The 23,516-nt window shown below is 73.2% G+C and carries 22 protein-coding genes; 7 read left to right on the top strand and 15 right to left on the bottom strand.

What is annotated here, in order from left to right:
* Nucleotides 1–159: 159 nt before the first annotated feature.
* The 3 genes from EU555_RS15780 (at nucleotide 160) to EU555_RS15765 (ending at nucleotide 4,840) form a co-directional block, all read left to right on the top strand.
* Nucleotides 160–651: an Lrp/AsnC family transcriptional regulator gene (locus tag EU555_RS15780; RefSeq protein WP_135415668.1), complete on the top strand. Its 492-nt coding sequence runs from the start codon at nucleotides 160–162 to the stop codon at nucleotides 649–651.
* A 108-nt stretch (nucleotides 652–759) separates the two neighbouring features.
* Entirely contained in the window at nucleotides 760–2,538 is a 1,779-nt protein-coding gene (locus EU555_RS15775) for a diflavin oxidoreductase (protein WP_135415666.1), read from the top strand.
* 487 nt (nucleotides 2,539–3,025) lie between these two features.
* Nucleotides 3,026–4,840 carry an NADPH-dependent assimilatory sulfite reductase hemoprotein subunit gene (locus tag EU555_RS15765; protein WP_135415714.1) on the top strand — a complete coding sequence of 605 codons (1,815 nt, stop codon included), beginning with the start codon at nucleotides 3,026–3,028 and terminating at the stop codon, nucleotides 4,838–4,840.
* A 22-nt stretch (nucleotides 4,841–4,862) separates the two neighbouring features.
* Here the strand turns inward: EU555_RS15765 and EU555_RS15760 are convergent, their stop codons facing one another.
* Entirely contained in the window at nucleotides 4,863–5,450 is a 588-nt protein-coding gene (locus EU555_RS15760) for a glutathione peroxidase (protein WP_135415662.1), read from the bottom strand.
* Nucleotides 5,451–5,618: 168 nt separating this feature from the next.
* On the opposite strand from EU555_RS15760, the gene EU555_RS15755 reads away from it, so the two are divergent.
* Both EU555_RS15755 and EU555_RS15750 read left to right on the top strand, forming a co-directional pair.
* The gene (locus EU555_RS15755; protein ID WP_135415660.1) at nucleotides 5,619–5,816 is read left to right on the top strand and encodes a hypothetical protein; all 198 of its coding nucleotides are present in this window, start codon (nucleotides 5,619–5,621) and stop codon (nucleotides 5,814–5,816) included.
* A gap of 103 nt (nucleotides 5,817–5,919) precedes the next feature.
* Entirely contained in the window at nucleotides 5,920–6,534 is a 615-nt protein-coding gene (locus EU555_RS15750) for a TetR/AcrR family transcriptional regulator (RefSeq protein ID WP_135415658.1), read from the top strand.
* A gap of 9 nt (nucleotides 6,535–6,543) precedes the next feature.
* On the opposite strand, the gene EU555_RS15745 is transcribed toward EU555_RS15750, so the two are convergent.
* Entirely contained in the window at nucleotides 6,544–7,353 is an 810-nt protein-coding gene (locus EU555_RS15745; RefSeq protein WP_135415656.1) for a formate/nitrite transporter family protein, read from the bottom strand.
* A gap of 173 nt (nucleotides 7,354–7,526) precedes the next feature.
* Here EU555_RS15745 and EU555_RS15740 point away from each other — a divergent pair, with 173 nt between their 5' ends.
* Nucleotides 7,527–8,792 (top strand): alpha-hydroxy acid oxidase, encoded by a 1,266-nt coding sequence (locus tag EU555_RS15740; protein WP_135415654.1) that lies wholly within the window; start codon nucleotides 7,527–7,529, stop codon nucleotides 8,790–8,792.
* Nucleotides 8,793–8,906: 114 nt separating this feature from the next.
* On the opposite strand, the gene EU555_RS15735 is transcribed toward EU555_RS15740, so the two are convergent.
* The 7 genes from EU555_RS15735 to EU555_RS15705 form a co-directional block, all read right to left on the bottom strand.
* Nucleotides 8,907–9,950, bottom strand: a complete 1,044-nt coding sequence (locus EU555_RS15735) for a DUF3616 domain-containing protein (protein WP_135415652.1) — start codon at nucleotides 9,948–9,950, stop codon at nucleotides 8,907–8,909.
* 146 nt (nucleotides 9,951–10,096) lie between these two features.
* A complete protein-coding gene (locus EU555_RS15730; protein ID WP_135415650.1) occupies nucleotides 10,097–10,429 on the bottom strand; it encodes a hypothetical protein in 333 nt (110 codons plus the stop codon).
* A 70-nt stretch (nucleotides 10,430–10,499) separates the two neighbouring features.
* A complete protein-coding gene (gene lpdA, locus EU555_RS15725; RefSeq protein ID WP_135415648.1) occupies nucleotides 10,500–11,888 on the bottom strand; it encodes a dihydrolipoyl dehydrogenase in 1,389 nt (462 codons plus the stop codon).
* A 2-nt stretch (nucleotides 11,889–11,890) separates the two neighbouring features.
* Entirely contained in the window at nucleotides 11,891–13,261 is a 1,371-nt protein-coding gene (locus EU555_RS15720; protein WP_135415646.1) for a dihydrolipoamide acetyltransferase family protein, read from the bottom strand.
* Nucleotides 13,262–13,264: 3 nt separating this feature from the next.
* Nucleotides 13,265–14,278, bottom strand: coding sequence for an alpha-ketoacid dehydrogenase subunit beta (locus tag EU555_RS15715; protein ID WP_135415644.1), 1,014 nt, complete (start codon nucleotides 14,276–14,278; stop codon nucleotides 13,265–13,267).
* 1 nt (nucleotide 14,279) lies between these two features.
* Complete coding sequence (locus tag EU555_RS15710; RefSeq protein WP_135415642.1) at nucleotides 14,280–15,527, bottom strand: 3-methyl-2-oxobutanoate dehydrogenase (2-methylpropanoyl-transferring) subunit alpha; 1,248 nt, start codon at nucleotides 15,525–15,527, stop codon at nucleotides 14,280–14,282.
* 57 nt (nucleotides 15,528–15,584) lie between these two features.
* A complete protein-coding gene (locus tag EU555_RS15705; RefSeq protein ID WP_135415640.1) occupies nucleotides 15,585–15,839 on the bottom strand; it encodes a hypothetical protein in 255 nt (84 codons plus the stop codon).
* Nucleotides 15,840–15,942: 103 nt separating this feature from the next.
* Between EU555_RS15705 and EU555_RS15700 the strand changes: the two genes are divergently transcribed.
* Entirely contained in the window at nucleotides 15,943–16,497 is a 555-nt protein-coding gene (locus tag EU555_RS15700; RefSeq protein ID WP_135415638.1) for an Lrp/AsnC family transcriptional regulator, read from the top strand.
* A gap of 470 nt (nucleotides 16,498–16,967) precedes the next feature.
* Here EU555_RS15700 and EU555_RS36185 read toward each other — a convergent pair whose 3' ends face one another.
* From EU555_RS36185 to bchI, 6 genes are all read right to left on the bottom strand, one after another.
* Nucleotides 16,968–17,117 carry a hypothetical protein gene (locus EU555_RS36185; RefSeq protein WP_167858558.1) on the bottom strand — a complete coding sequence of 50 codons (150 nt, stop codon included), beginning with the start codon at nucleotides 17,115–17,117 and terminating at the stop codon, nucleotides 16,968–16,970.
* Nucleotides 17,114–18,169, bottom strand: a complete 1,056-nt coding sequence (locus tag EU555_RS15695) for a phytoene/squalene synthase family protein (RefSeq protein WP_135415636.1) — start codon at nucleotides 18,167–18,169, stop codon at nucleotides 17,114–17,116. Before EU555_RS15695 ends, EU555_RS36185 begins: the two co-directional genes overlap by 4 nt.
* A complete protein-coding gene (gene crtI, locus EU555_RS15690) occupies nucleotides 18,150–19,676 on the bottom strand; it encodes a phytoene desaturase family protein (protein ID WP_135415634.1) in 1,527 nt (508 codons plus the stop codon). The genes EU555_RS15695 and crtI overlap by 20 nt, the downstream gene beginning before the upstream one ends.
* Before the next feature lie 75 nt (nucleotides 19,677–19,751).
* The gene (gene bchO, locus EU555_RS15685) at nucleotides 19,752–20,627 is read right to left on the bottom strand and encodes an alpha/beta fold hydrolase BchO (protein ID WP_135415632.1); all 876 of its coding nucleotides are present in this window, start codon (nucleotides 20,625–20,627) and stop codon (nucleotides 19,752–19,754) included.
* A 5-nt stretch (nucleotides 20,628–20,632) separates the two neighbouring features.
* Complete coding sequence (locus tag EU555_RS15680; protein WP_135415630.1) at nucleotides 20,633–22,372, bottom strand: magnesium chelatase subunit D; 1,740 nt, start codon at nucleotides 22,370–22,372, stop codon at nucleotides 20,633–20,635.
* Nucleotides 22,369–23,343, bottom strand: a complete 975-nt coding sequence (gene bchI / locus EU555_RS15675) for a magnesium chelatase ATPase subunit I (RefSeq protein ID WP_245524323.1) — start codon at nucleotides 23,341–23,343, stop codon at nucleotides 22,369–22,371. The genes EU555_RS15680 and bchI overlap by 4 nt, the downstream gene beginning before the upstream one ends.
* Nucleotides 23,344–23,516 lie beyond the last annotated feature (173 nt).

Here is a 23,516-nt window from a genome sequence, read left to right as displayed (position 1 = left end):
CACTGTCAAGGCATGGCTGGGATGCGGTCCCGGTGTTTTTCGCGAGCTTCGCCCCGGCGTTCCGCGATATTCGGGATCCGGCAAACCACCGGGTAGGAGATTCGTTCCCTGCCCAAGGGTCATCCTTGAAAGAATCTTCTCCAGAATCGGAGCCGCGCAGTGGATGCCATCGATCTGAAGATCCTCGCCCTGCTCCAGAACGACGCCACTCTGTCGATTGCGCAGATCGGGGAGCGCGTCGGCCTGTCGCAGACCCCGTGCTGGAAGCGGATCCAGCGCCTCGAGGCCGACGGGGTGATCGACCGGCGGGTGGCGGTGCTCGACCCCGTCAAGCTGGGGCTCGGGCTCACGGTGTTCGTCTCGATCGAGACCAACGACCATTCGCGCGAGTGGCTGGAGCGGTTCGCCGCCACGGTCTCGGGCATGCCGGAGGTGCTGGAATTCTACCGCATGGCCGGCGACGTCGACTACATGCTCCGCGTCGTGGTGGCGGACATGCAGGCCTACGACGCCTTCTACAAGCGCCTGATCGCGGTGCTGCCGCTCAAGAACGTGACATCGCGGTTCGCCATGGAGAAGGTGAAGAGCACCACTGCGTTGCCGCTCCCGACGGCACCGTTCATCCAGCCTGTCGCGGCGAACGGAAAATAATTTTCTCTTTCCGGCGGCCGGGGCGATAACGACGATCTCCCGCGGGCGCGTTCTTCAAAAAGAACATTTCGGTTGACTCCGGGACCGCGCGGGCACATCTGTGCGGGCATGTCTCGCCCCGCGCTCCTTCCCCGCACGGCTCCCTTCGGCGACGCCGAGCGGGCCCATCTCGATGCCGCCCTCGGCTCCACCACCGCCCTGCAGCGCGCCTGGCTCGCGGGCTTCCTGGCCGGCCTGGACGCCGCCGGGGGCAGCGCCGCCGCTGCCGAGGCGCCCGCCCCGGCCGCTCCGCCGCGGGCGGCCGAGCCGCTGACGGTCGTGTTCGCCAGCGAGTCCGGCAACTCCGAGAAACTCGCCGGCGACGTCTCCAAGCTCGCCCGCAAGAGCGGCTTCAAGCCGAAGGTCGTCGACTTCGCCGACCTCGACGTGGCGGCCCTCGGCAAGGAGAAGCGCCTGGTCGTCATCGCCGCCACCTGGGGCGAGGGCGAGCCGCCGGCCCGGGCCGTGCGGGCCTATGGCGAGATCATGGGCGAGGGCGCGCCGCGCCTCGACGGGGTCGAGTTCGGCGTTCTGGCCCTCGGCGACACCTCCTACGCCGAGTTCTGCGCCACGGGTAAGCGCCTCGACGCCCGGCTCGAGGAGCTGGGGGCCAAGCGGGTGCTGCCGCGGGTCGATTGCGACCTCGACTTCGACAAGCCGGCCGCCGCCTGGATCAAGGACGCCCTGAAGGCGCTCGCGCCTCCTGAGCCCGCCGGCAACGTCGTGGCGGTGGACTTCGCCCGCACGGCCGGCGCCGACGAGGACGTCGAGGTCAGCCGCGAGCCGGTCACCGTCGAGGTGATCGAGCACGTCAACCTGAACTCCTCGCGCTCCGACAAGGAGACGATCCACCTCGCGCTGGCCTTCGAGGACGCCGCCCCGGCTTACGAGCCCGGCGATTCCCTCGAGCTCTATCCCGAGAACGATCCGGCGCTCGTCGACCAGATCCTCAAGGCCGCGGGCCTCGAGGGCGACGCGGCCCTGCGCCGGGCGCTGCTCGCCGAGCGCGACATCACCACGCTGTCGGCCGCGACGGTCGAGCGCTTCGTGAAGGCCACCGGCCACGAGGAGGCGCGGCGCCTCATCGACTCGAACGAGGTCCGGGCCTGGATCGAGGGCCGGCACCTGATCGACCTGATCGAGACCTACCCGGCCAAGCTCACGGCGCAACACCTCTCCGAGATCACCCGGCCGCTGCCGCCGCGGGCCTACTCGATCGCCTCCTCGCGGGCCGAGGTCGGCGACGAGGCGCACCTCACCATCGCGGCGGTGCGCTACACGACGCATGGCCGCGCGCGGACCGGCGTCGCTTCGGTCCACGTCGCCGACCGGATCCGCACCGGCGCCAAGCTGCGGGTGCGGGTGAAGCCCAACAAGCACTTCCGCCTGCCGAAGGATCTCGCCACCGACATCATCATGGTCGGCCCCGGCACCGGCGTGGCGCCGTTCCGCGCCTTCGTGCAGGAGCGCCGCGCCACCGAGGCGCCGGGCCGCAACTGGCTGTTCTTCGGCGACCGCCACTTCACCCACGACTTCCTGTACCAGCTCGAGTGGCAGGAGGCCCTGGAGGACGGCTCGCTTCACCGCATCGACGTCGCCTTCTCCCGCGATCAGCCCGAGAAGATCTACGTCCAGGACCGGATCTGGGAGCAGCGCCGCGAGCTCGTCGCCTGGCTCGATAACGGCGCCCATTTCTACGTCTGCGGCGACGCCAAGGCGATGGCCAAGGACGTGCGGGCGGCCCTGGTCAAGGCCTTCGCCGACGTGAAGGGCCTGGATGCGGCGGCCGCCGAAGCCGCCGTGGCGGGCCTGGAGCGCAGCCACCGCTATCAGCAGGACGTGTACTAAGCATCATTCGCCGAAGTGGTCACCGGTTCGGCGGCGAAAATGATGCAAAAACAAGAAGCTAAGAAGAGTTGTGCCATGCAATTCACGGTGCACGACAGTGCGGTTTGGAGGCAGCGTCAGTCGTCCCTCCGACCCGCGACCTCATCCTGAGGTGCCGGCGATCGGAGATCGCACGCGATCGCAGATCGCTGGGCCTCGAAGGAGGGCTCCAGAAGTCGGTGCGATCCCTGGAGCCCTCCTTCGAGGCTGCCGCTAGCGGCGCGATCTCCGATCGCCAGCACCTCAGGATGAGGTTCGAGGGTCGGAGGTCCCTAACCGCCGACACACTGGCCGTGTCGTGTACCGTGCATGCAATTCTGCTTAGGACCCGTACCGCCTCCCCTCTCCCACACGGGAGAGGGGATCCCGCGTTTCATTCGGTGCTGTCAGGCGTCGGAGACGCTGGTAGATGACGCGCCGCACCCGGCGCCCGAACGGACACCACTCCATGGCCGACCACAAGACCGCCGACATCTCCGCCGCCGAGCGCGTCTACGAGACGCCGCCGACCGAGCGCCCGATCACCGAGGCGGAAGCGGCGCGGGCCGCCAAGCTCTCGGCCAACGAGCACATCAAGATCGCCAGCGGCTACCTGCGCGGCACCCTCGCCGAGGGCCTGCTGAAGAACGCCACCGGCGCGATCTCGGACGATGACGGGCAGCTCGTGAAGTTCCACGGGATGTACCTGCAGGACGACCGCGACCTGCGGCCCGAGCGGACCAGGAAGAAGCTCGACAAGGCCTATTCGTTCATGATCCGCCTGCGCATCGCCGGCGGCGTCGTGACCCCGAAGCAGTGGCTGATCCTCGACGAGATCGCCCGCACCTACGCCAACGGCACCCTGCGGGCGACGACGCGCCAGACGTTCCAGTATCACGGCGTCATCAAGTCGAACCTGAAGCGCACCATGGCGGCGATCGACTCGGCGCTCCTCGACACGATCGCGGCCTGCGGCGACGTCAACCGCAACGTGATGGCGGCGACGAACCCGGCCCAGAAGGGCGCCCACGAGACGGCCTACAAACTCGCCAAGGACATCTCCGACACCCTGCTGCCGAAGACCAATGCCTGGCGCGAGATCTGGCTCGACGGCGAGCGCGTGGTCGGGGGCGAGGAGGCGGCCGAGGTCGAGCCGGTCTACGGCAAGACCTATTTGCCGCGGAAGTTCAAGACCATCGTGGCGGTGCCGCCCTCCAACGAGGTCGACGTCTACGCCCACGACCTCGGCTTCATCGCGATCCTCGACAAGAAGGGCAAGGTGACGGGCTGGAACGTCACCGTCGGCGGCGGCATGGGCATGACCCACGGCGAGACCGACACCTTCCCGCGCACCGCCGACGTGATGCTCTTCTGCGAGCCGGACTACGCCCTGAAGGTCGCCGAGGCGGTGATGACCGTCCAGCGCGACTGGGGCAACCGCACTGTCCGCAAGAACGCCCGCCTGAAGTACACGATCGAGCGCTACGGCCTGAAGGCCTTCCGGGCCGAGGTCGAGAAGCGCGTCGGCCGCGCCTTCCAGGACCCCAAGCCCTTCACGTTCACCGGCAACGGCGACCGCTACGGCTGGGTCGAGGGCGATGACGGCAAGCACCACCTGACGCTCTACGTCGCGTCCGGCCGGATCAAGGACATCGAGGGCGGGCCGCAGATCCTCTCGGGGCTCCGCCGCATCGCCGAGGTCCACCAGGGTGATTTCCGCCTGACCGGCAACCAGAACGTCATCATCGCCAACGTCCCGGCCGACCGGAAGGCGGAGATCGACGCCCTGGTGCAGGAATACGGGCTGACCGCCGGCGCGGGGGCGCTTCGCCGCAACAGCCTCGCCTGCGTGGCGCTGCCGACCTGCGGCCTGGCGCTCGCCGAGAGCGAGCGCTACCTGCCGAGCCTCATCGACGAGCTCGAGGAGAGCCTGGCCTCCCACGGCCTCGCCGAGGACGACATCACCATCCGGATGACCGGCTGCCCCAATGGCTGCGCCCGGCCGTTCATCGCCGAGATCGGCCTCGTCGGCCGGGGCCCCGAGCGCTACAACCTCTATCTCGGTGCCGCCTTCGACGGCTCGCGGTTGAGCAAGCTCTACGCCGACGACGTCGCGGCCTCCGACATCAAGGCCAAGCTCGACCCGCTCTTCGCCGCCTACGCCAAGGACCGCAAGGCCGGCGAGCGGTTCGGCGACTTCGTGATCCGGGCCGGCTACGTGGCGAAGACCGGCAACGGGCCGGACTTCCACGCACGCACCGGCGCGCAGAAGGCGGTGGCCTGAGCCGCTCGACGCGGCGGGGTCCCTACCCTGCCGCGTCGAGCTCCTTGACGATCGCGGCGATCACCCGCGGGTCGGTCGGCTCGACCGGGGTGGCGAAGGCGGCGGCCAGGTGGCCGTCGCGGCCGACCAGGTACTTGTGGAAGTTCCAGCGCGGGGTCTCGGCCGGCTTCTCGGCCGCGGCCCAACGGTAGAACGGGTGCGCCTGCGGCCCGGTGACGGAGGTCTTGTCCACCACCGGGAAGGTCACGCCGTGGCTCTTGCGCGCGGCCTCGGCGATCGCCAGCCCGTCGAGGGGCTCCTGGCGCCCGAAATCGGGCGACGGCACCGCGATCACCGTCAGCCCGCGGGAGCCGAAGCGGGTCCAGAGCTGCTGCAGGCCGGAGAATTGCGGGGCGTAGCCGCAGGCGGTCGCGGTGTTGACCACGAGGATCGGCTTGCCGGCATGCTCGGCGAGCGCGAGGCTGCCGCCCTCGGGCCTGGTGAAGCTGAAGGCGGAGGCGGTCACGCCGCTCTGCAGCGGCGCGGCCCGGGCCGGAAGGGCGACCGCGCCCGCGATCAGGAACAGCGCCTCGCGGCGCAGGAACAGCGCCTCGCGGCAAACGACCGGCATCGATCTCTCTCCCTCGTCGGAACCTGTCGCCGATTGTCTCCCGGCCGCCGGGGTCGCGCAAGCGGCGGCCTATGCTCAAGCTTGCGCAGAGTTCGGCGAACCGGCGCAACATTCCGTGAACTTCCGCCCGACTGCCACGTTGTCTCCGCGACTGACAGGGAGGCAGATGTGGGCCGGCACGAAATCCTGAACTACTTCGAGCACCGGCGCGACGGCGCCTGGGTCTGCACGAAGTCGGTCACCCTGACCACCCCGCGCGAGAGCGTGGCGATCCGGGCCGGCATGCGGTTCGACTACGGCAAGAAGGTCGGCGGCATCGACCTGGCGGAGTACCTGGAGCGCCTCGGCTCGCAGTTCGGCTCCTGAACGGGAGCGCCCGCCCCGCCCGGGGGTGACGCGGCTGCCACACCCGGCCGCGAGGGTGCAGGTGCCTTTTGACCAGGATGCGATCGGCACGATAGGCTCGCGCATGATCCCTGCCCTGTCCGCACCTCCGCCGGTCGCGGAGTCGCCGCCCGATACGCGCTGTCGCATCCTGGCGACGGCGGAGCGCTTCTTTCGCGAGATCGGCTACCAGAAGACCACGGTGGCCGACATCGCCAAGACCCTGCGGATGAGCCCGGCCAACGTCTATCGCTTCTTCGACTCGAAGAAGGCGATCAACGAGGCCGTGGTGGCGCGCCTGATCGGCGAGGTCGAGGCGCAGATCGCCGCCGTCGCGGATCGGCCGGGCCTCTCGGCCGAGGCGCGGCTGCGCGAGGTCATCGTCTTCCTGCACCGCGATGCCGTCGGCCGCTTCACCGGCCATCCGCGCATGCACGAGATGGTCGAGGCGGCGATGTCCGAGAGCTGGAACGTCTGCCGCCACCACGTCGACCGGATCACCGCGGTGCTCGAGCGCATCATCGCCGACGGCGTGGCGCGGGGCGAGTTCAGGGTCGAGGATCCGGCGGTGGCGGCGCGCTGCGTCCACACCGCGATCGTGCGCTTCTGCCACCCGGTCCTGGTGGTGCAGTGCCCGGAGGATTTCGTGCCGGCTCTCGACGCGATGATCGCGTTCCTGCTCGGTGCGCTGCGCGCCTGACCGCCTCCCTTACAACTCCTGGCGGACCTGGGCGTGGGCCAGCAGCGCGAACAGGCCGGTCCCGCCGATCACGTTGCCGACGAGCGCCGGCAGGATCTGCCCGCCGAGCACCCGGCCGAGGCCGGCCTCGCCGGAGAACAGCAGCAGGAAGGCCTCCGCCGCCCCCGCCACCACGTGGGTGAAGTCGCCGAGCACGATCGCGAGGGTGAGGATCACGACGATCCACAGCTCGCCCCCGCTCGCGGCGGCCCGAAGCCACGCCACGGTGGCGATGAGGAAGCCGGCCGGGATGCCCTGGAGCAGGATCTCGGAGGGCGTCTTGTGCATCAGGCTCTCGCGCGACACCGCCACCATCGCGGCGAGCAGGTCCTGGCTCACCAGGTGGCCGTAGGTGTTGAGCGCGGCGGCGGCGCAGCTGCCGATCATGTTGCCGAGAAGCACGATCGCCCAGAGCCGGGCGGTCGCCGCGAGCGCCCGCCCGCTCGGCCGGGTGACGAGGGGCAGCACCGTGACGATCGTCTGCTCGGTGAAGAGCTGCAGCCGCCCGAGGATGACGATCAGGAAGCCGAGCGGGTAGCCGAGCTGCGCCACCAGCGTCCGGGCCGCCATGTCGGGCGGCAGCTTGTGGTGCAGCGCCCCTTCCGCGATGACCGACGCCATGATGGCGATGCCCGCCGCGACCCCGGACCAGAACAGGGAGCCGGCGGGGCGGGACAGCTCCTCCTCCCCCTGCTTGCGCACCGCCTCGTGGACGATCGTCGCCCGCGGGGCCGAGCGGTCCGCGATCTCGTCGCGCTCGGCCGAGCCCTGATCCGCCATAGGCTCCCCGCTGCGCCGCCCGCCTGACCATCGAGCGGGTTCGACGCGCGGCATCTTCCGCCGTTCCATCCCCGCCGCCGCGACGGCTCCGGCCCGCCGGTTGCGGCCCGCTCCGCGCCGGTGCTACCCCTCGGCCCGACCGGACACGAGAGCCGGAAGCCCGGGAGGCCAACGTGGACGCAGACGAGGCCCGCGGCACGGGGCGGGCGGTCGCCCCTCGGCCGTCATCGGCGCTGACGCCCCCCGCCCAGGCCCTGCCGGCGCAGGGCGTGGCGTCGACGCGGCTCGCCGCCCGGCTGCAGCGGGCCCACGCGGTCGCGGACCTGCGCGGCCTCGCCGCCCGCCGCCTGCCGAAGGCGGTGTTCGACTTCATCGATGGCGGCGCCGAGGACGAGCGCACCCTGCGCGACAACGTCGAGGCCTTCGACGCCTGGATGCTGATGCCGCGGGTCGGCGTCGATGTCGGCACCCGCGACCTCTCCTGCGCGATCCTCGGCGCCCGATCGTCCCTGCCCGTCATGATGGCGCCGACCGGGCTCGCCGGCTTCTTCTGGCCGGACGGCGAGGTCGCAGGCGCCCGGGCCGCGGCGCGGGCCGGCATCCCCTATTGCCTGTCGACCAATTCGGTGGGCTCGATCGAGCACGTGGCGAAGGGGGCGCCCGACGGGGAGCGCTGGTTCCAGCTCTACTTCCTGCGCGACCGCGACTGGATGCAGGCGCTGCTGCGCCGCGCCGCGGCGGCGCGCTACCGGGTGCTCTGCCTCACCGTCGACCTCGCGGTGCAGGGACGGCGCGAGCGCGACCTGCGCAACGCCTTCACGATGCCCCTGCGGCCGCGCCTCTCCACCGCCTTCGACCTCGCCCGCCGGCCGGGCTGGCTCGCCGGGGTCGCCCGCTCGCGCCTCGGCTTCGGCAATTTCGAGGTCGCCGGTCCCGGCTTCACCAGCGTCGCCCAGCACGTCGCCTCGCTGTTCGATCCCTCGGCGAACTGGGACGACATCGCGCGCATCCGGGAGAGCTGGCGCGGCCCGATGGCGCTGAAGGGCCTCCTGCACCCGGCCGATGCCGAGCGGGCGGTAGCGCTCGGGATCGAGGCGGTGATCGTCTCCAACCACGGCGGCCGCCAGCTCGACGACGTGCCGGCGGCGATCGAGGCCCTGCCGGACGTGGCCGCGGCGGTCGCGGGCCGGGCCGAGGTGATCCTCGACGGCGGCGTGCGCCGCGGGACCGACGTGATCAAGGCCCTGGCGCTCGGCGCCACCGCCTGCAGCCTGGGCCGCCCGTTCCTGTGGGGCCTCGCGGCCGGCGGGACCGAGGGCGTCGCCCGGACGATCGAGATCTTTCGCAGCGAGCTCGACAACGCGATGACGCTGCTGGGCACGCCGGCGCTCAAGGACATCGCGCGGGATCACGTGCGGGCGCGGCGGGGGCGCTGGTGAGGACGGAGCCCGACACGATGATCGGGCAGACGGCTCTCATCTCCTCTCCGTCGTCCCGGGTTCCGCTGCGCGGCCCCGGAACGACGGAGGATGCAGACCCAGCGATGACGGTGCTTACTGCAAGTCCAGGACCACGCTGCGGAACGACAGCGGCTTGCGCGCCGGGCAGATGTCGGCGTCGTCGCTGATGAGCCGTACCTTGGTGCCGTCGGGAGAGACCAGCAGGCCCTCGGGCTGGAAGTCCGGAATCGCGGCCAGCGCCTCGGCGGCGCCGGCGATCCGGGTCGGGGCCGCGCCGGGGGTGCCGGACCACCGGTAGAGGTCGAAGGACTCGCCGCCGCTGCCCGAGCCGCCCGCGATGATGACGTAGGTCTTGCTCCCCGGCGCGTAGGCGATGTCGCGGATGCCGCGGCCCTTGAGGTCGAGGGCGATCGGCTTGGCCAGCTTGGGCTTGGCTCCGCTCGCCAGCACCTCGGCCGGGTTCTCGAACGGCACCACCAGGGCGTCGTTGTCGGCGCTGAGCGGGTTGCGCAGGCCGATCAAGAGCCCCTTGCCGTCCGGAGCCGGGGTCAGGCCCTCGATGGAAAAGCCCCGCCGCCGCGGGCTGAGATTGGGCTTCTCCGCGAGGTCGACGGCGATGCGCTCGGCGAGGCGCGGATCGAGCTCGGCGATCGCCTTGGCGAGGCCCGGGAACACCTTGCCCTTCGGCGTCACGGCGGGCTCGGCGGCGGTGCCGCCCACCGACAGGCCGAGCACCTGGCGCGATGCCTCGCGCGTGCGGCCCTCGGCGTCGCGGGCGTGCGAGCCCATCAGCACCAGGTCGCTGCCGAGCCAGGCGAGGGCTTCGAGATCCGCCTTCCCGGCGCCCTCGCCGGGACCGGCCCCGAGGGCTTCGCCGAGATCGCCGCCCTTGAGCGGGAGCGGCGGGCCGGACTCGTTGGACCGGTAGAGCCGGAGGGTATTGTCCTCGTCGCTCACCACCAGGAAGCGGTCGCCGAAGCTGCCGGCCGGGTAGGCGGCAGCAGCGGACGCCTCGCACAGGCCCCAATGCATCAGGACCGGTCCCGCTTTCACCTCGGCGCGCGCGGCGCCGGTCGCGAGACAGAGGGCAAGCGCAGAAACGAGCGTTCCCAGGCGCGCGGTGCCCAGGCCATCCATGGCGATCCTCCCCGTTCCGCGGCCCGTCGGTTCGGGACCGTCTTCGCTATATTTCACGCGGCCAAGGCTCCGTTCAATGTGCCGGACGAAAATTCTTCGCGGCGCGAGACCCGGCACCGCCGGCGCTGCGGCAGCCGGCGCCGCGCTCAGGCGTCGTCCCGCAGCGCGGTGTCGCCGGCCTCGCCGGCCCTCCCCTGCTGCTCGGCGACGTAGCGGCGGCGCGCCTCCGCCGCCAGCCGGAACGCCCGGGACCGGGGCGGCTCACGCGCGAGCTTGCCGATCTCGCGCAGGATCAGCTCGGCCTCGAAGGCCGCGGCGCGCTCCATCGCGGCGGCGCGGCTGTCGGCGCCGCGGGCCTCTGTGTGCCGCTCCAGCCCGTCGCGGCAGATCGCGACGCGGTATTCCAGCCACTCGATCACGTCGCGGAAGGCGCGGCCGCGGATCTCGGCCGCATTGGCCCGGCGCTTCCTCTCGCTCATCCTCGTCCCTCCGCGGCTCGGGAGGGCGATGATCTCGCATATCGCGCCGCGATTCGCCCCGCAGGCCCGCTCAGATGTGCAGAGCCTCGCCGAGCGCCCGCAGGTTCGCCTCGTGGAAGGCCTCGCCGAGGGTCGGGTGGGCGTGGATCGTGCCGGCGACGTCCTCGAGCCGCGCGCCCATCTCCAGAGCGAGGCCGAAGCCCGCCGCCAGCTCCGAGACGCCCGCCCCCACCGCCTGGATGCCGAGCAGCAGGTGGTTGTCGGCCCGCGCGGTCACCCGCACGAAGCCGTCCTCGGCGCCGAGCGTCATGGCGCGGCCGTTGGCGGCGAAGGGGAAGAGGCCGGTGCGGATCTCGTGGCCGGCCGCGCGGGCCTCCTCCGGCGAGAGGCCGGCCGAGACCACCTCGGGATCGGTGAAGCAGACCGCGGGAATCGCGACCTTGTGGAAGGCGCGGCGGCGGCCGGCGACGAGGTCGGCCACCATCTCGCCCTGCGCCATGGCGCGATGGGCCAGCATCGGCTCGCCGGTGACGTCGCCGACCGCCCAGACGTTGCGCATCGAGGTGGCGCAGCGCTCGTCGATGCGGATGAACGGGCCGCTCATGTCGAGGTCGAGCCGGTCGAGCCCGAGATCCTGCGTCCGGGCTCTTCGCCCGACCGCGACCAGGATCACCTCGGCGGGGATCTTTCGGAGTTCGCCGTTCACCTCCACCGTGAGCGCATCGCCCGCATGTCCGGTCGCCTTCGCGCCGAGCAGCACCTCGATCCCCAGGGCGCCGAGGCGCCGCGACACGGGCCTCGTCAGCTCGGAATCGTAGGCGGGCAGGATCCGGTCCGCCATCTCGACCACCGTGACCGTGGCGCCGAGCTTGGCGAAGGCGGTGCCGAGCTCGAGCCCGATATAGCCGGCGCCCACCACCGCCATCGTGGCCGGGACCTTTTGCAGCGACAGGGCCTCGGTCGAGGAGATCACCCGCCCGCCGAAGGGCAGGTGGGGGAGCGCCGCCGGGACCGAGCCGGTGGCGAGCACCACGTGCTCGGCCCGCACCCGCTCGGGGCCGGTATCGGTCTCGACGAGGCAGGTCTTGCCGTCGACCATCGCGCCTCGCCCGCGCAGGATCTTGACCCCGCCGCGCTTGAGGAGCGACGCGACGCCGGTGTTGAGCCGCCCGACGATCCCGTCCTTCCAGGCGACCGTGCGGGAAAAGTCGAGGCTCGGCGGGCCGGCCGAGAGGCCGAAGGGCGAGGAATCCTCGGCCTGGAGCACGGCCGCGTGGAAGGCCTCAGCCGCGTGGATCAGCGCCTTCGAGGGGATGCAGCCGACATTGAGGCAGGTGCCCCCGAGCCGGTTCTCCTCGACCAGCACCGTGTCGATGCCGTGCTGGCCGGCGCGGATCGCCGCGACGTAGCCGCCCGGGCCGCCGCCGAGCACCAGGAGCTTGGTGGTGATCTCGCCCACGGTCAGGCCTCCATGAACAGCATCGCGGGCGTCTCGAGCAGGGCTTTCAAGGCCTGCACGAACAGGGCGGCGTCGTAGCCGTCGACCACCCGGTGGTCGAAGGACGCCGAGAGGTTCATGGTCAGGCGCGGCACGAAGGCATTGTCGCGCCAGACCGGGCGCATCACCTGCTTGTTGACGCCGATGATCGCGACCTCCGGCCGGTTGATGACCGGCGTCGTGACGATGCCGCCCAGCGCCCCGAGCGACGTGATGGTGATCGTGGATCCCGACAGCTCGTCGCGGGCGGCGAGCCCGTTGCGGGCGGCCTCCGCCAGGCGGCGCACCTCGGTGGCCGCGTTCCACAGGTCGCGGGTCTCGGCGTGGCGCAGGACCGGCACCATCAGGCCCGACGGCGTCTGGGTGGCGATGCCGACATGCACGCCGGCATGGCGGTGGATCACCTCCGCCTCGTCGTCGTAATGCGCGTTCATCTGCGGGAAGTCCGGCAGGGCGCGCACCAGCGCCTGGACCAGGAACGGGATCAGGGTCAGCTTCGGGCGGCTCGCGCCGTGGCGCTGGTTGAGGCTCGCGCGCAGCTCCTCCACCGCCGTGACGTCGACCTCCTCGACGTAGGAGAAATGCGCGACCCGGCGCTTGGCGTCGGCCATGCGCTGGGCGATGCGCCGGCGCAGGCCGATGACCTTGATCTCCTCCACCGCCGTGCGGGGCGCGCGGCCGGCGGGAGCGGGGGTGGCCTCCTCGGGCGGCGCGTTGAGATAGGCGTCGAGGTCGTCGTGGCCGATGCGGCCGGCCGGCCCGGTGCCGCGGACCTGGCGCAGGTCGATGCCGGCCTCGAGCGCCCGCCGGCGCACCGCCGGGGAGGCGACGGGCTTCTCGCCCGGGGGACGGGGCGGGCCGGAGGCGGGCGCCGCCGCGGCGGGGCGCGGGGCGGTCGGCTTCGCCGCCGGGGGCTTCGGCGCCTCGACCGGCCTTGGCGCCTCGACCGTCCCGGGCGTGGGCGGGGCCGGCTCCAGGCCGTCCGCGGCCGGGACCAGGGCGGCGGCCGGCCGGCCCGCCGCCGCGTCCTGCGCCTGCGCGACCTCGGGCGCCACGGCAACGCCGGCGTCCGGGGCGGGCACGGCATCGCCGCCCTCGACCTCGAGCCGCACCAATTCGGCGCCGACCGCCAGCATCTGGCCGGCCTCGGCCCCGAGGGCCGCGACCGTGCCGCTGACCGGCGACGGGATCTCGACGGTGGCCTTGTCGGTCATCACGTCGGCCAGCGGCTGGTCCTCGCGGACCACGTCCCCGACCTTGACGTGCCAAGCCGAGACCTCGGCCTCGGCCACGCCCTCGCCGATATCGGGCAGCTTGACGATGCGAAAGCCCATGGATCAGCCCTCCATCGCGGCGAGAAGGGCCCGGCCGACGCGCTCGGGGCCCGGGAAATAGGCCCATTCCTGGGCGTGCGGGTAGGGCGTGTCCCAGCCCGCCACCCGGACGATCGGCGCCTCGAGGTGGTAGAAGCAGGCCTCCTGCACGAGCGCGGCGAGCTCGGCGCCGAACCCGGACGTCAGGGTCGCCTCGTGGGCGATGACGCAGCGCCCGGTCTTGCGCACCGAGGCCTCGATCGTCTCCATGTCGAGCGGAAGCAGCGTGCGCAGGTCGATGACCTCCGCGTCGATGCCGGTCTCGGCGGCCGCCGCCTCCGCCACGTGCACGATGGTGCCGTAGGCCAGCACCGTGACGGCGCTTCCCTCGCGCCGGATCGCCGCCCTGCCGAGCGGCACGGTGTAGTGCCCGTCCGGCACCTCGCCGAGGTCGTGGCGGGCCCAGGGGGTCACCGGCCGGTCGTGATGGCCGTCGAATGGGCCGTTGTAGAGCCGCTTGGGCTCCAGGAAGATCACCGGGTCGGGATCCTCGATCGCGGCGATCAGCAGGCCCTTGGCGTCGTAGGGGTTCGACGGCACCACGGTCTTGAGGCCGGCGACGTGGGTGAACAGCGCCTCGGGGCTCTGGCTGTGGGTCTGGCCGCCGAAGATGCCGCCGCCGGTCGGCATCCGCACCACCATCGGGGCGGTGAACTGGCCGCCCGAGCGGTAGCGCAGGCGCGCGGCCTCCGACACGATCTGGTCGTAGGCCGGGTACATGTAGTCGGCGAACTGGATCTCGATGCAGGGCTTCAGGCCGTAGGCCGCCATGCCGACGGCGGCGCCGACGATGCCCAATTCGCTGATCGGCGCGTCGAAGCAGCGGCTCTTGCCGAAGCGGGCCTGGAGCCCTTGCGTGCAGCGGAAGACGCCGCCGAAATAGCCGACATCCTCCCCGAACACGACCACGTCGTCGTCGCGCTCCATCGCCACCGCCATCGCGTCGCGGATGGCCTCGATCATCGTGCGGCGCGGCATGTCAGTACCCCGCCTGCTGGCGCTGGCGGCGCAGGTGGGGCGGCATCTCGGAAAACACGCCTTCGAACATGTCGCGCGGCGACGGCTTGCCGCCGGCATGGAGCGTGCCGTGGGTCTCGGCCTCGCGCTGCGCGGCCACGACCTCGTCGAGGATCTCGGCCTCGCCCTGGCGATGGCGCTCCTCCGACCAGGCGCCGCGGGCGATCAGGTGATCCTTCAACCGCTTGACGGGATCGCCCAGCGGCCAGGCGTCGAACTCGGTCTTCGGCCGGTAGGCGGAGGGGTCGTCCGAGGTCGAGTGCGCGCCGGCCCGGTAGGTGACGTACTCGACGAGCGTCGGCCCCAGGTTGCGCCGCGCCCGCTCCACCGCCCATTTCGCCACCGCGTGGACGGCGAGGTAGTCGTTGCCGTCGACCCGCAAAGCCGGGATGCCGAAGCCGTGGCCCCGCGCCGCGAAGGTCGAGGAGCCGCCGCGGGCGAAGCCCTGGAAGGTCGAGATCGCCCACTGATTGTTGACGACGTTGAGCACCACCGGCGCCCGGTAGGTCGACGCGAAGACGAGGGCCGCGTGGAAGTCGGATTCGGCGGTCGAGCCGTCGCCGATCCAGGCGGCTGCGATCCTGGTGTCGTTCTTGATCGCCGAGGCCATCGCCCAGCCGACCGCCTGGACGTACTGCGTCGCGAGGTTGCCGGAGATCGAGAAGAAGCCGTGATCCTTGGCCGAGTACATCACCGGCAACTGGCGCCCGTGCAGCGGATCGGCCTCGTTCGAGTAGATCTGGCACATCATGTCGACGAGCGGATAGCCGCCGGCGATGAGCAGGCCCGCCTGGCGGTAGGTCGGGAAGTTCATGTCGCCGGGTTCGAGCGCGCGCCGGAAGGCGGTGCTCACCGCCTCCTCGCCGAGATGCTGCATGTAGAACGAGGTCTTGCCCTGGCGCTGGGCCATCAGCATGCGGGCATCGAAGGCACGCAGCTTCATCATGTCGCGCAAGCCCGCGAGCAGCTCCTCGTCGGTGAGCGAGCCGGCCCAGGGGCCGACCGCGTTGCCGTCGGCATCGAGCACCCGGATCAGCGTGTAGGCGAGGTCGCGGATGTCGGCGGCCGCCACGTCGACCGCGGGCCTGCGGACCGCGCCGGCCTCCGGGATGTCGAGATCCGAGAAGCTCGGATTGCCGCCCGGGCGGACGGCGGGCTCCGGCACGTGAAGGGTCAGGGGAGCTTGGGGGCTCGGGGCGTCTGGCGGCATGGCGGAGGCCCTTGCGGAAGAGGGGTCGCGGACGGTTCGTCGAAGGCGCCCGGCGGATCAGGAGGCGACGGCAGCGCCGACCCGCGCCTCGACGGCCGCCGGGTGGCGCGCCGGGCGGGCGGCCAGGACGGCGAGATCCGTGCCGTCCGGGACCAGGATCGACGGCGTGACGGAGGACGCGGCGGCCTCGCTCGCGAGGGCGGGATGGCGCAGCGGGTCGCCCGCGCGCTCCACCCCTCCGGGCAGGCGCGCGATCCCGCCAAGGACGGGGAGGGTCCGTTCCCGGATCTCGACGGGGTGCCCCTGAGCCATGCGCGTCCTCCCGCGACGCTTGATTGGCCTCCCTTGTAGCCCGGTCCGGCCGGATGGTCCTCGCCGATTTTCGCGGCTAAAGCCCGTGCCCGGAGAACACGCGATGGCATCGAAGGCTGAAGCGCCGAACAGGCGTTCCGTGCGGGCGTCGGCCCCGGCGAGGAGCACGGAGCCGCACCGGCTCGACGACATCGACCGCAGGATCCTCGGCGCCCTGCGGGCCGACGGCCGGCTGACCATCGCGGCCCTGGCCGAGCGGGTCGGCCTGTCGCAATCGCCGTGCTGGACGCGGCTCAGGCGCCTCGAGGAGGCCGGGCTGATCCGCGACTACGTCGCGGTGCTCGACCACCGGGCGCTCGGCATCCCGGACGTGGTGTTCGTCGAGGTGACGCTCGACAAGCACGACGATTCGGTGCTGGAGGCGTTCGGCTCCGAGATCCTGCGCATCCCGGAGGTGCTGGAGGCGCATCTGGTGACCGGCGAGTACGATTACATGATCAAGGTCGCGGTCAGCGGCACCGCGCATTACGAGCGCTTCCTGCGCGAGAAGCTCTACCGCCTCCGCGGCATCCGCCAGTCGCGCTCGGTCTTCGCGCTCCGCACGCTCAAGCAGGAGGTCTCGGTCGATCCGGTGGCGATCGCCCGGCAGGCGCCCTGACCTCGCCGTTTGGTGGCGGACCGTCGTTGAGAGGCGGCACGCCGGGCGATCGGGGCGCATGTTTGGCGCTTCGAGCGGACACGGCGCTCCTCCTCCCGGGCGACGCGCTGATGCACGCGATCCCGACCCCGACGCCCGCATGACCCTTCGCCCTGAGCGCCGACATCGCCCGCTCTCCTGAACCCTCGATCGGCCTCACGCGCCGTGACGGCGCCTCCACCGAGACCATCCGTACCTGGCGCGACGCGCGGACCCGGCGCGAAGCGCCGACCCGGCGCGAAGCGCCGACCCGAGGATGGCCGGGACCGCCCGGGCCGGCCTCACGCCCTGCCCCGTGGACGGCGGGCGCGGAGGAGCGCGCCATCGTCGGTGCCCTGCCTCGCTCCGCCGGCTGTCCCCGCGACGGCCTCACCGTCGCGATCCCCCGACCTCCCGCCCCACGCCGACGACGTCGCCGCAAGCGCCTGCGGTCACGAATCCTGCTTCCGCTCGCCCTCCTGGCGCGCCGTTTCCCGCTGCCGCCTGTCCCGGCGCAGCACCCAGAGTTGCCAGAAGCCGAGGCCGAGCACGACCCCGAAGGCGAGGCCGAAATCCAGGAAGGCGAACAGCGCCTCGCTCACGAGGGCGCCGCGCCGCCGAGGCGCTCGCGCTCGCGCAGGACCTCGATGAGGTCGAGCACGCGCACGGCCCGCGCGCCGAGGTTCCACCAGGCCGGTCGCCGCCTCGCGGCCTGGTGCGGCATGGCCGCCACCGCCTCGACCAGGAAGACCGCCTCCGGCAGGGCCGGCCGGTCGGCGCGGCGGGTCGAGGGGGTGAGGACGGCGCGGGCGAGGAGCTGCGCCTTGCGGCGGCCCGGCACGCGGGCGCGGCGGCTGACCGGGTCGAGGCCGGCGCGGGTGAGGTCGCGGCCGATCTCGGCGTAGATCAGCCCCGCTGCCCGCACCGCCGGGCGGCAGGCCGGCGGCAGCATTGCGATGCCGGATTCCGCACGGGCGTACAGCAGGTCGGCGGCCTCCAGCAGGCGGGCCACCACCGAGGCCAGGGCCGGGCTCGGCTCCGGCCGGGCCAGGAAGGCGTCGGGGTCGAGCCCGGCCTCGCGCAGCCAGGTCTCGGGCAGGTAGAGGCGCCCGGCCCGGGCATCCTCGCCGACGTCGCGGGCGACATTGGTGAGCTGCATGGCGATGCCGAGGTCGCAGGCCCGCGCGAGCGCCTCCGGCGAGCGCTCGTTCATCAGGAGCGTCATCATCGCCCCGACGGAGCCGGCGACCCGGGCCGCGTAGGCGACGAGGGAGGAGAGGTCCGGGTGGCGCCGCCCGGCGGCGTCCCAGGCCAGCCCTTCGAGGAGGGCCGCCGGCAGCGCCTGGGGAATGGCGTGGCGCGCGACGATCTCGGCGAGCGCCCGGTCGGCCGGGGCATCGGCGGGGCGGCCGGCATAGGCCGCCGCGAGGCGCGCCTGCAGGCGCGGCACCGCGTCAGCCCGGGCGCCCGCCCCGTCGACCGCATCGTCCGAGAGGCGGCAGAAGGCGTAGAGCCCATAGGCGTCGCGGCGCACGGCCCGGGGCAGCAGCCACGAGGCGGCGTAGAAGCTGCGCGAGCCGGTCCGGATCGCCGCCCGGCAGGCGGCGTGGTCGGCGGGGCGCGCGAGAGGCGCATCAGGCGAAGACGGCAGCATCCGGCACCACGCGATCGAGGATCTTCGACGAGGAGAGCACGCCCGGCAGCCCGGCCCCCGGATGGGTGCCGGCGCCGACGAGGTAGAGGTGGCGCACCGCGCCGCTTCGGTTGTGCGGCCGGAAATACGCGCTCTGGGTGAGGATCGGCTCGAGGCCGAAGCCCGAGCCGCGCCAGGCCAGGAAGTCGTCGGAAAAGTCCTGCGGCGTCGTCACCCGCGAGGTGACGAGGGCCTCCGATAGGCCCGGCAGGACGGTGGCCTCGAGGCGCGCCGCCACGCGCTGCCGGAACGGCTCGGCCAGCGCCGCCCAGTCCTGCCCGCCGGCGAGGTTCGGCACCGGGGCCAGGGCGTAGAACGCGTCGTGGCCCGGCGGCGCCACGCTCGGATCGGTCGCGGTCGGGCGGTGGAGGTAGAGGCTCATGTCCTCGGCCAGCACCTTGCGGGAGAAGATGTCGTCGAGGAGCCCGCGGTAGCGCGGCCCGAGCAGGATCGTGTGGTGGGCCAGCTCCGGATAGGTGCGCCGCGTGCCGAAATACCAGACGAACAGGCCCATCGAGGATTGCGCCCGGCCGAGGCGCCGCTCGCGCCAGCCCCGGGTCGCCGGCGGCAGCAGGTGCAGGGCCGTGAAGGCCGAATCGGCGTTCGACACCACCACGTCGGCGGGCATCGTCGTGCCGTCGGAGAGCGCCACGCCCCGCGCGGTGCTGTCCTCGACCAGGATGCGCGCGACCTCGGCGTTGCAGCGGACCTCGCCGCCCTGGCCCTCGATCAGGTTGACGAGGCCGCGCACCAGGGCGCCGGTGCCGCCGAGCGCCGAGTGCACGCCCCAGCGCCGCTCCAGCGCTGCGATCAGGCAGTAGAGCGCGCTCGCTCGGAACGGCGAGCCGCCGATCAGCAGCGGGTGGAAGCTGAAGGCGGTGCGCAGTCGCTCGTCGCGAAACACCGACGCGACCAGGCTGTAGACGCTGCGGTGGCCGCCGATCCGCACGAGGTCGGGGGCGACGCGCAGCATGTCGGCGAGGCGCCCGAACGGCACCGCGCCGAGCTGCTCGAACCCGACCCGGCACAATTCGTCCGAGAGCGCCATGAAGCGGTCATAGGCGCCGCCCTCGCCGGGCGACAGGCGCTCGACCTCGGCGCGCATGGCCTCCGCCTCGCCGCACATCGCGAAGCTGGCGCCGTCGTCGAAGCGGATGCGGTAGAACGGCCGCATCGGCACCAGCGTCACGTCGTCGGCGAGGCGTCGGCCGCACAGGGCCCAGAGCTCCTCGAACAGGAACGGCGCGGTGACGATGGTCGGCCCGGCATCGAACGCGAAGCCGTCCTGCCGGTGGACCCGCGCCCGCCCGCCCGGCTGCTCCAGGCGCTCCAGCACGGTCACCCGGTAGCCCCGCGCCCCGAGCCTCACCGCCGCCGCGAGCCCGCCGAAGCCGCTGCCGATCACCACCGCACGGGGCCTGCGCCGGGCGGTGGTGACCCGCAGCGGCGCGTCGTCGAGTGTCAACATAACTTGACACTATCATCGCGGCCGGGGCGGGTGGCAAGCGGGAAAGACGGTCGTGTGAACTGGGTCTGCCAAGACCTATGCCTGCAGCGCCCCATCCCGGATCAGCCCCGCCACCACCTCCGGCTTCTCCTCATGCGCGAGATGCCCCAGCCCGCGCAGCAGCTCCACCTTCGCCCGTCCGCCGAGGCGGTCGGCGAGGGCGAAGGAAACGTCGGGGGCGATGGTGCGGTCCTCCCCGCCGACGATCAGCAGCAGCGGGGGCGTGAGGCGGGGCAGGTCGCGGTCGAGGGGGACGAGGTCCCAGTGCGCCATCATGCCGAGGGCGCCGGCGACGTGGCCCGGAGTCTGGAACAGGCGGCGGTAGAGGTCGAGGCCGGTGCGGTCGAGGGTCGAGCCGGTGCCGTGGATCAGCCGCTCGACCGCGGCGCGGTCGGCCGACCAGGCGAAGACCCGCGGCGTCACGGGGTTGAGGAAGAGGGCGCGGGCCATCGCCGGGAAGATGAAGCCCGCCATCCCCGGAAAGGGTTTGAGCGCCGCGTTGAGCCCGACGAGGAGGCGCGGCGCGAGCGCGCCGTCGAGGCAGAGCCGGGCCAGGATCGCCGCACCGGCGGAGTGGCCGACCACGACCTGCGGGGCCGCGTCGAGGACGCGCAGCAGGTCGCCGAGCGCCCGGGCCATGCGCGGCAGCGAGGGCGTCGGCAGGGGATCGGTGAAGCCGTGGCCCGGCAGGTCCGGGGCGATCACCCGGAAGTCGCGGGCGAGCAGCGGCATGAGCCCGCGCCAGGAATGGGTCGCCGCGCCGGTGCCGTGGACGAGGAGCAGGACCGGGCCCGCGCCCGCTTCCTGCACGTGCCAGGTCAGGCCGCCGGCGGCGACGAAGCGGCTCGCCTCGCGGTTCGGCCAGTCCCGGCCCTCCCGCGCGAAGGCGGGCCTGTCGTCGAAGCGGGGCATCGTGCTCAACACGAAGGGGCGGCCTCGCGCACGGCCCGGGTCAGGCGCGCGGCATCGGCCTGCGGCATCGCCAGGTAGCGCGCCGCCATCGCGGCGGCCAGCGCCCGGGCGGCGTCCTGGGGGCGCGCGGCGGTGTCGATGACCAGCGCGCGGGTGCCCTCCTGGGCCAGGGCCCGGGCGGCGCTGAGGGCGTCGGAGGCGGCCTGCGCCCGGCCGGGCGCGCCGGAGCGGGCGACGTTGGCACGGCCGTCGGTGAGGAGCAGCACGACCGGGCTGCGCCCGGCCCGGCGCTCGGCGGCGGCGAGCCGGCCGGCCGCCTCGATGCCGGCCGCAAGCGGCGTGCCGCCGCCGCCGGGCAGGGCCGCCAGGGCGCGCTTGGCCCGCACCAGCGAGCGGGTGGGAACGAGCAGCAATTCGGCGCCGCGGCCCCGGAAGGCCACGAGGGCGACCCGGTCGCGGCGGACGTAGCACTCGGCGAGGAGCGACTCGACCGCGCCCTTGGCCTCGGCCAGCCGCTCCAGCGCCGCGGAGCCGGAGGCGTCGACCGCGAAGATCGTGGTGGTCTCGCGCCGTTGCACCAGGCGGCGGATGCGCAGGTCGTCCGCCGTGATGCGCAGGCGCGCCGCGCCCTCGGCTCTGCGCAGGCGCTGCCAGGGCGCGGCGGCCCGCAGTGTCTCGATCAGGGCGAGCCGCCCGCGCCGCGGATCTCCCGGCCGGGCGCCGACCGGGCGGCCGCGCTGCGCCTGCGCCACGGCCCCGGCGCGGCCGGCGCCGGGTGATCGATTGCGCGGCCCCTCGTGCGCGAGCAGGCGGGCGAGCAGGCCGGGCGGCAGGCTCGCCGCGGCGGCCGCCAGAATGCGGTCCTCGCCGCTCTCCTGGCCGGCGGGGCCGGCCTCGTCGTCCCGGTCCGGCCGCGGGGGCTCGGCCGCGGCCTCGTCCGCGTCCTGCGGCCAGGTGCGGGCCCGCGGTGCCAGAACCAGGGCGACGGCAACGGCCAGGTCCAGTTCCTCGACGATGCTGCGCCCGTCGAGGCCGGCATGCAGCCGGGCCACCCGCAGGGCGAGGAGCGGTGCACGCAGCGACGCGATGCCGAGCCGCGCCGCGAGGGCGCAGAGCGTTTCGGCCGCCTCCGCCGGGAGGGCGGACCGGGCGGCGCGGGCGGCGTCGAGATCGGGGCGCGGCAGTGGCGTGGCGACGGCGCCCGGTGGAATGGCGTCGAGGTCGAGGTGGATCGCCGCGCGGTCGGCGAGGCCGGGCGGCAGGGCCTCGTCCTCGCCCTCCCCCTCGTCGAGGAGCACCAGGCCGACCTGTGCCGGGTGCCGGGTGGCGATGCCGTCCCGGGCGACCTCGACGCTGCCGGTGTCGAGGACCTGGGCGATCCGCGCCGCAATGCCGGGCGCCAGCCGCTCGGCCATCGGCACCAGGACGATGCCGCCATGGCTGCGGGCGAGCAGGCCCGGCTGCGCCACCGGCCGTCCGGTCCGCAGGGTGGCCGGCAGGTCGAGCCCGCCGAGGAGCGCGTCGTCGGCGATCCCGGGCGGCAGGCGCGTCACCGGCATGCCGACGGGCAGGAGGGCGCGCAAGGCGTCGAGCCAGGAATCCCGCACCGGGCCGGGCCGGGCGCGCAGGACGACGCCGGTGCCGGCCGGATCGAGGGCGACCAGGGCCGCCGCGAGGCAGGCCCGGCTCCAGGTCGCATCCGGCGCTCTCGCGTCCGAAGACGTTGCGTCCTGCGGCGCGGTCACCCCAGGACCTCGGCGAGGGCCCGGGCGATCCGGGCCTCGGACCCGGCCTCGTCGAGGGGGTTGCGGCGCAGGCGGTGGCTCAGGGCGCTCGGCGCCACCTCGCGGAGGTGGTCGAGGGTCACGGTGTCGTCGCCGTCGAGGCTCGCCAGCGCCCGGGCGGTCCGCATCAGGGTCAGCTCGCCGCGCAGGCCGTCGGTGCCGAGCGCCAGGCACAGGCGCGCCGCGGCCTCCAGCACGGCGTCGGGCACCGCGACATCGGGCAGGCGCGCCCGGGCCGCCACGATCTGCCGGCCGAGAAGAATCTCCGCCTCCTCCCACTCGTCCGCGAAGCCGGCGGGATCGCGCTCGTAGGCATCGCGCCGGCGCACGATCGTCACGCGGCTCGCGAGATCGGTCGGCGTCGCGACCTGCACCGCGAGGCCGAAGCGGTCGAGGAGCTGCGGGCGCAGCTCGCCCTCCTCCGGGTTGCCGCTGCCGACGAGGACGAAGCGGGCCGGGTGGCGCAGGCTCAGGCCCTCGCGCTCGACGGTGTTGACGCCCGAGGCCGCCACGTCGAGGAGCAGGTCGACGAGATGGTCCTCCAGCAGGTTGACCTCGTCGATGTAGAGGAAGCCGCGATTGGCGCGGGCGAGCAGCCCCGGCTCGAACGCCTTCTCGCCGGCCCCGAGCGCCCGGCCGATGTCGAGGGCGCCGACCACCCGGTCCTCGGTGGCCCCGAGCGGCAGGTCGACCACCGGCACCGGCACGGTCTGGACCGCGAGCCCCTGCGCCCGGCGGGCGGAGCAGGCCGAGCAGAGGGTGCCGGCCTCGACCGGATCGCAGGAATAGGCGCAGCCCGCCACCGCCCGCATCGGCGGCAGCAGGGCGGCGAGCGCCCGTACGGCGGTGGACTTGCCGGTGCCGCGGTCGCCGAAGACCAGCACCCCGCCGACCGTCGGATCGACCGCCGCGACCAGCAGCGCGCGCCGCATGGCGTCCTGCCCGACGATGGCCGAGAACGGATAGGGCGGTCGGGCTTTGGGCTCGGGCCGCGCGGCCGGTGCCACGAATGCCGGCTTCGGGGCCCGCCGGGACAGGGCCGATTGGGTGGGCGCCACGGTTCGGGTCCTCGAAGGCTGACAGTGGGGACAGGATCGGCCGGGAG

It is taken from the genome of Methylobacterium nonmethylotrophicum, assembly GCF_004745635.1.
GTDB classification, from domain to species: Bacteria; Pseudomonadota; Alphaproteobacteria; order Rhizobiales; family Beijerinckiaceae; genus Methylobacterium; species Methylobacterium nonmethylotrophicum.
The sequence above is the reverse complement of the archived record's forward strand: the minus strand, read 5'-3'. Positions and strand labels throughout refer to the sequence as shown.

What these genes read in the sequence shown, in the direction of transcription:
- EU555_RS15775 (WP_135415666.1), top strand. Translation starts at nt 760, where the DNA reads ATGTCTCGCCCCGCGCTCCTTCCCCGCACGGCTCCCTTCGGCGACGCC.
- EU555_RS15765 (WP_135415714.1), top strand. Translation starts at nt 3,026, where the DNA reads ATGGCCGACCACAAGACCGCCGACATCTCCGCCGCCGAGCGCGTCTAC.
- EU555_RS15760 (WP_135415662.1), bottom strand. Translation starts at nt 5,450, where the DNA reads ATGCCGGTCGTTTGCCGCGAGGCGCTGTTCCTGCGCCGCGAGGCGCTG.
- EU555_RS15750 (WP_135415658.1), top strand. Translation starts at nt 5,920, where the DNA reads ATGATCCCTGCCCTGTCCGCACCTCCGCCGGTCGCGGAGTCGCCGCCC.
- EU555_RS15745 (WP_135415656.1), bottom strand. Translation starts at nt 7,353, where the DNA reads ATGGCGGATCAGGGCTCGGCCGAGCGCGACGAGATCGCGGACCGCTCG.
- EU555_RS15735 (WP_135415652.1), bottom strand. Translation starts at nt 9,950, where the DNA reads ATGGATGGCCTGGGCACCGCGCGCCTGGGAACGCTCGTTTCTGCGCTT.
- EU555_RS15730 (WP_135415650.1), bottom strand. Translation starts at nt 10,429, where the DNA reads ATGAGCGAGAGGAAGCGCCGGGCCAATGCGGCCGAGATCCGCGGCCGC.
- EU555_RS15720 (WP_135415646.1), bottom strand. Translation starts at nt 13,261, where the DNA reads ATGGGCTTTCGCATCGTCAAGCTGCCCGATATCGGCGAGGGCGTGGCC.
- EU555_RS15715 (WP_135415644.1), bottom strand. Translation starts at nt 14,278, where the DNA reads ATGCCGCGCCGCACGATGATCGAGGCCATCCGCGACGCGATGGCGGTG.
- EU555_RS15710 (WP_135415642.1), bottom strand. Translation starts at nt 15,527, where the DNA reads ATGCCGCCAGACGCCCCGAGCCCCCAAGCTCCCCTGACCCTTCACGTG.
- EU555_RS15705 (WP_135415640.1), bottom strand. Translation starts at nt 15,839, where the DNA reads ATGGCTCAGGGGCACCCCGTCGAGATCCGGGAACGGACCCTCCCCGTC.
- EU555_RS15700 (WP_135415638.1), top strand. Translation starts at nt 15,943, where the DNA reads ATGGCATCGAAGGCTGAAGCGCCGAACAGGCGTTCCGTGCGGGCGTCG.
- EU555_RS15695 (WP_135415636.1), bottom strand. Translation starts at nt 18,169, where the DNA reads ATGCTGCCGTCTTCGCCTGATGCGCCTCTCGCGCGCCCCGCCGACCAC.
- crtI (WP_135415634.1), bottom strand. Translation starts at nt 19,676, where the DNA reads ATGTTGACACTCGACGACGCGCCGCTGCGGGTCACCACCGCCCGGCGC.
- bchO (WP_135415632.1), bottom strand. Translation starts at nt 20,627, where the DNA reads ATGCCCCGCTTCGACGACAGGCCCGCCTTCGCGCGGGAGGGCCGGGAC.
- bchI (WP_245524323.1), bottom strand. Translation starts at nt 23,343, where the DNA reads ATGCGGCGCGCGCTGCTGGTCGCGGCGGTCGATCCGACGGTCGGCGGG.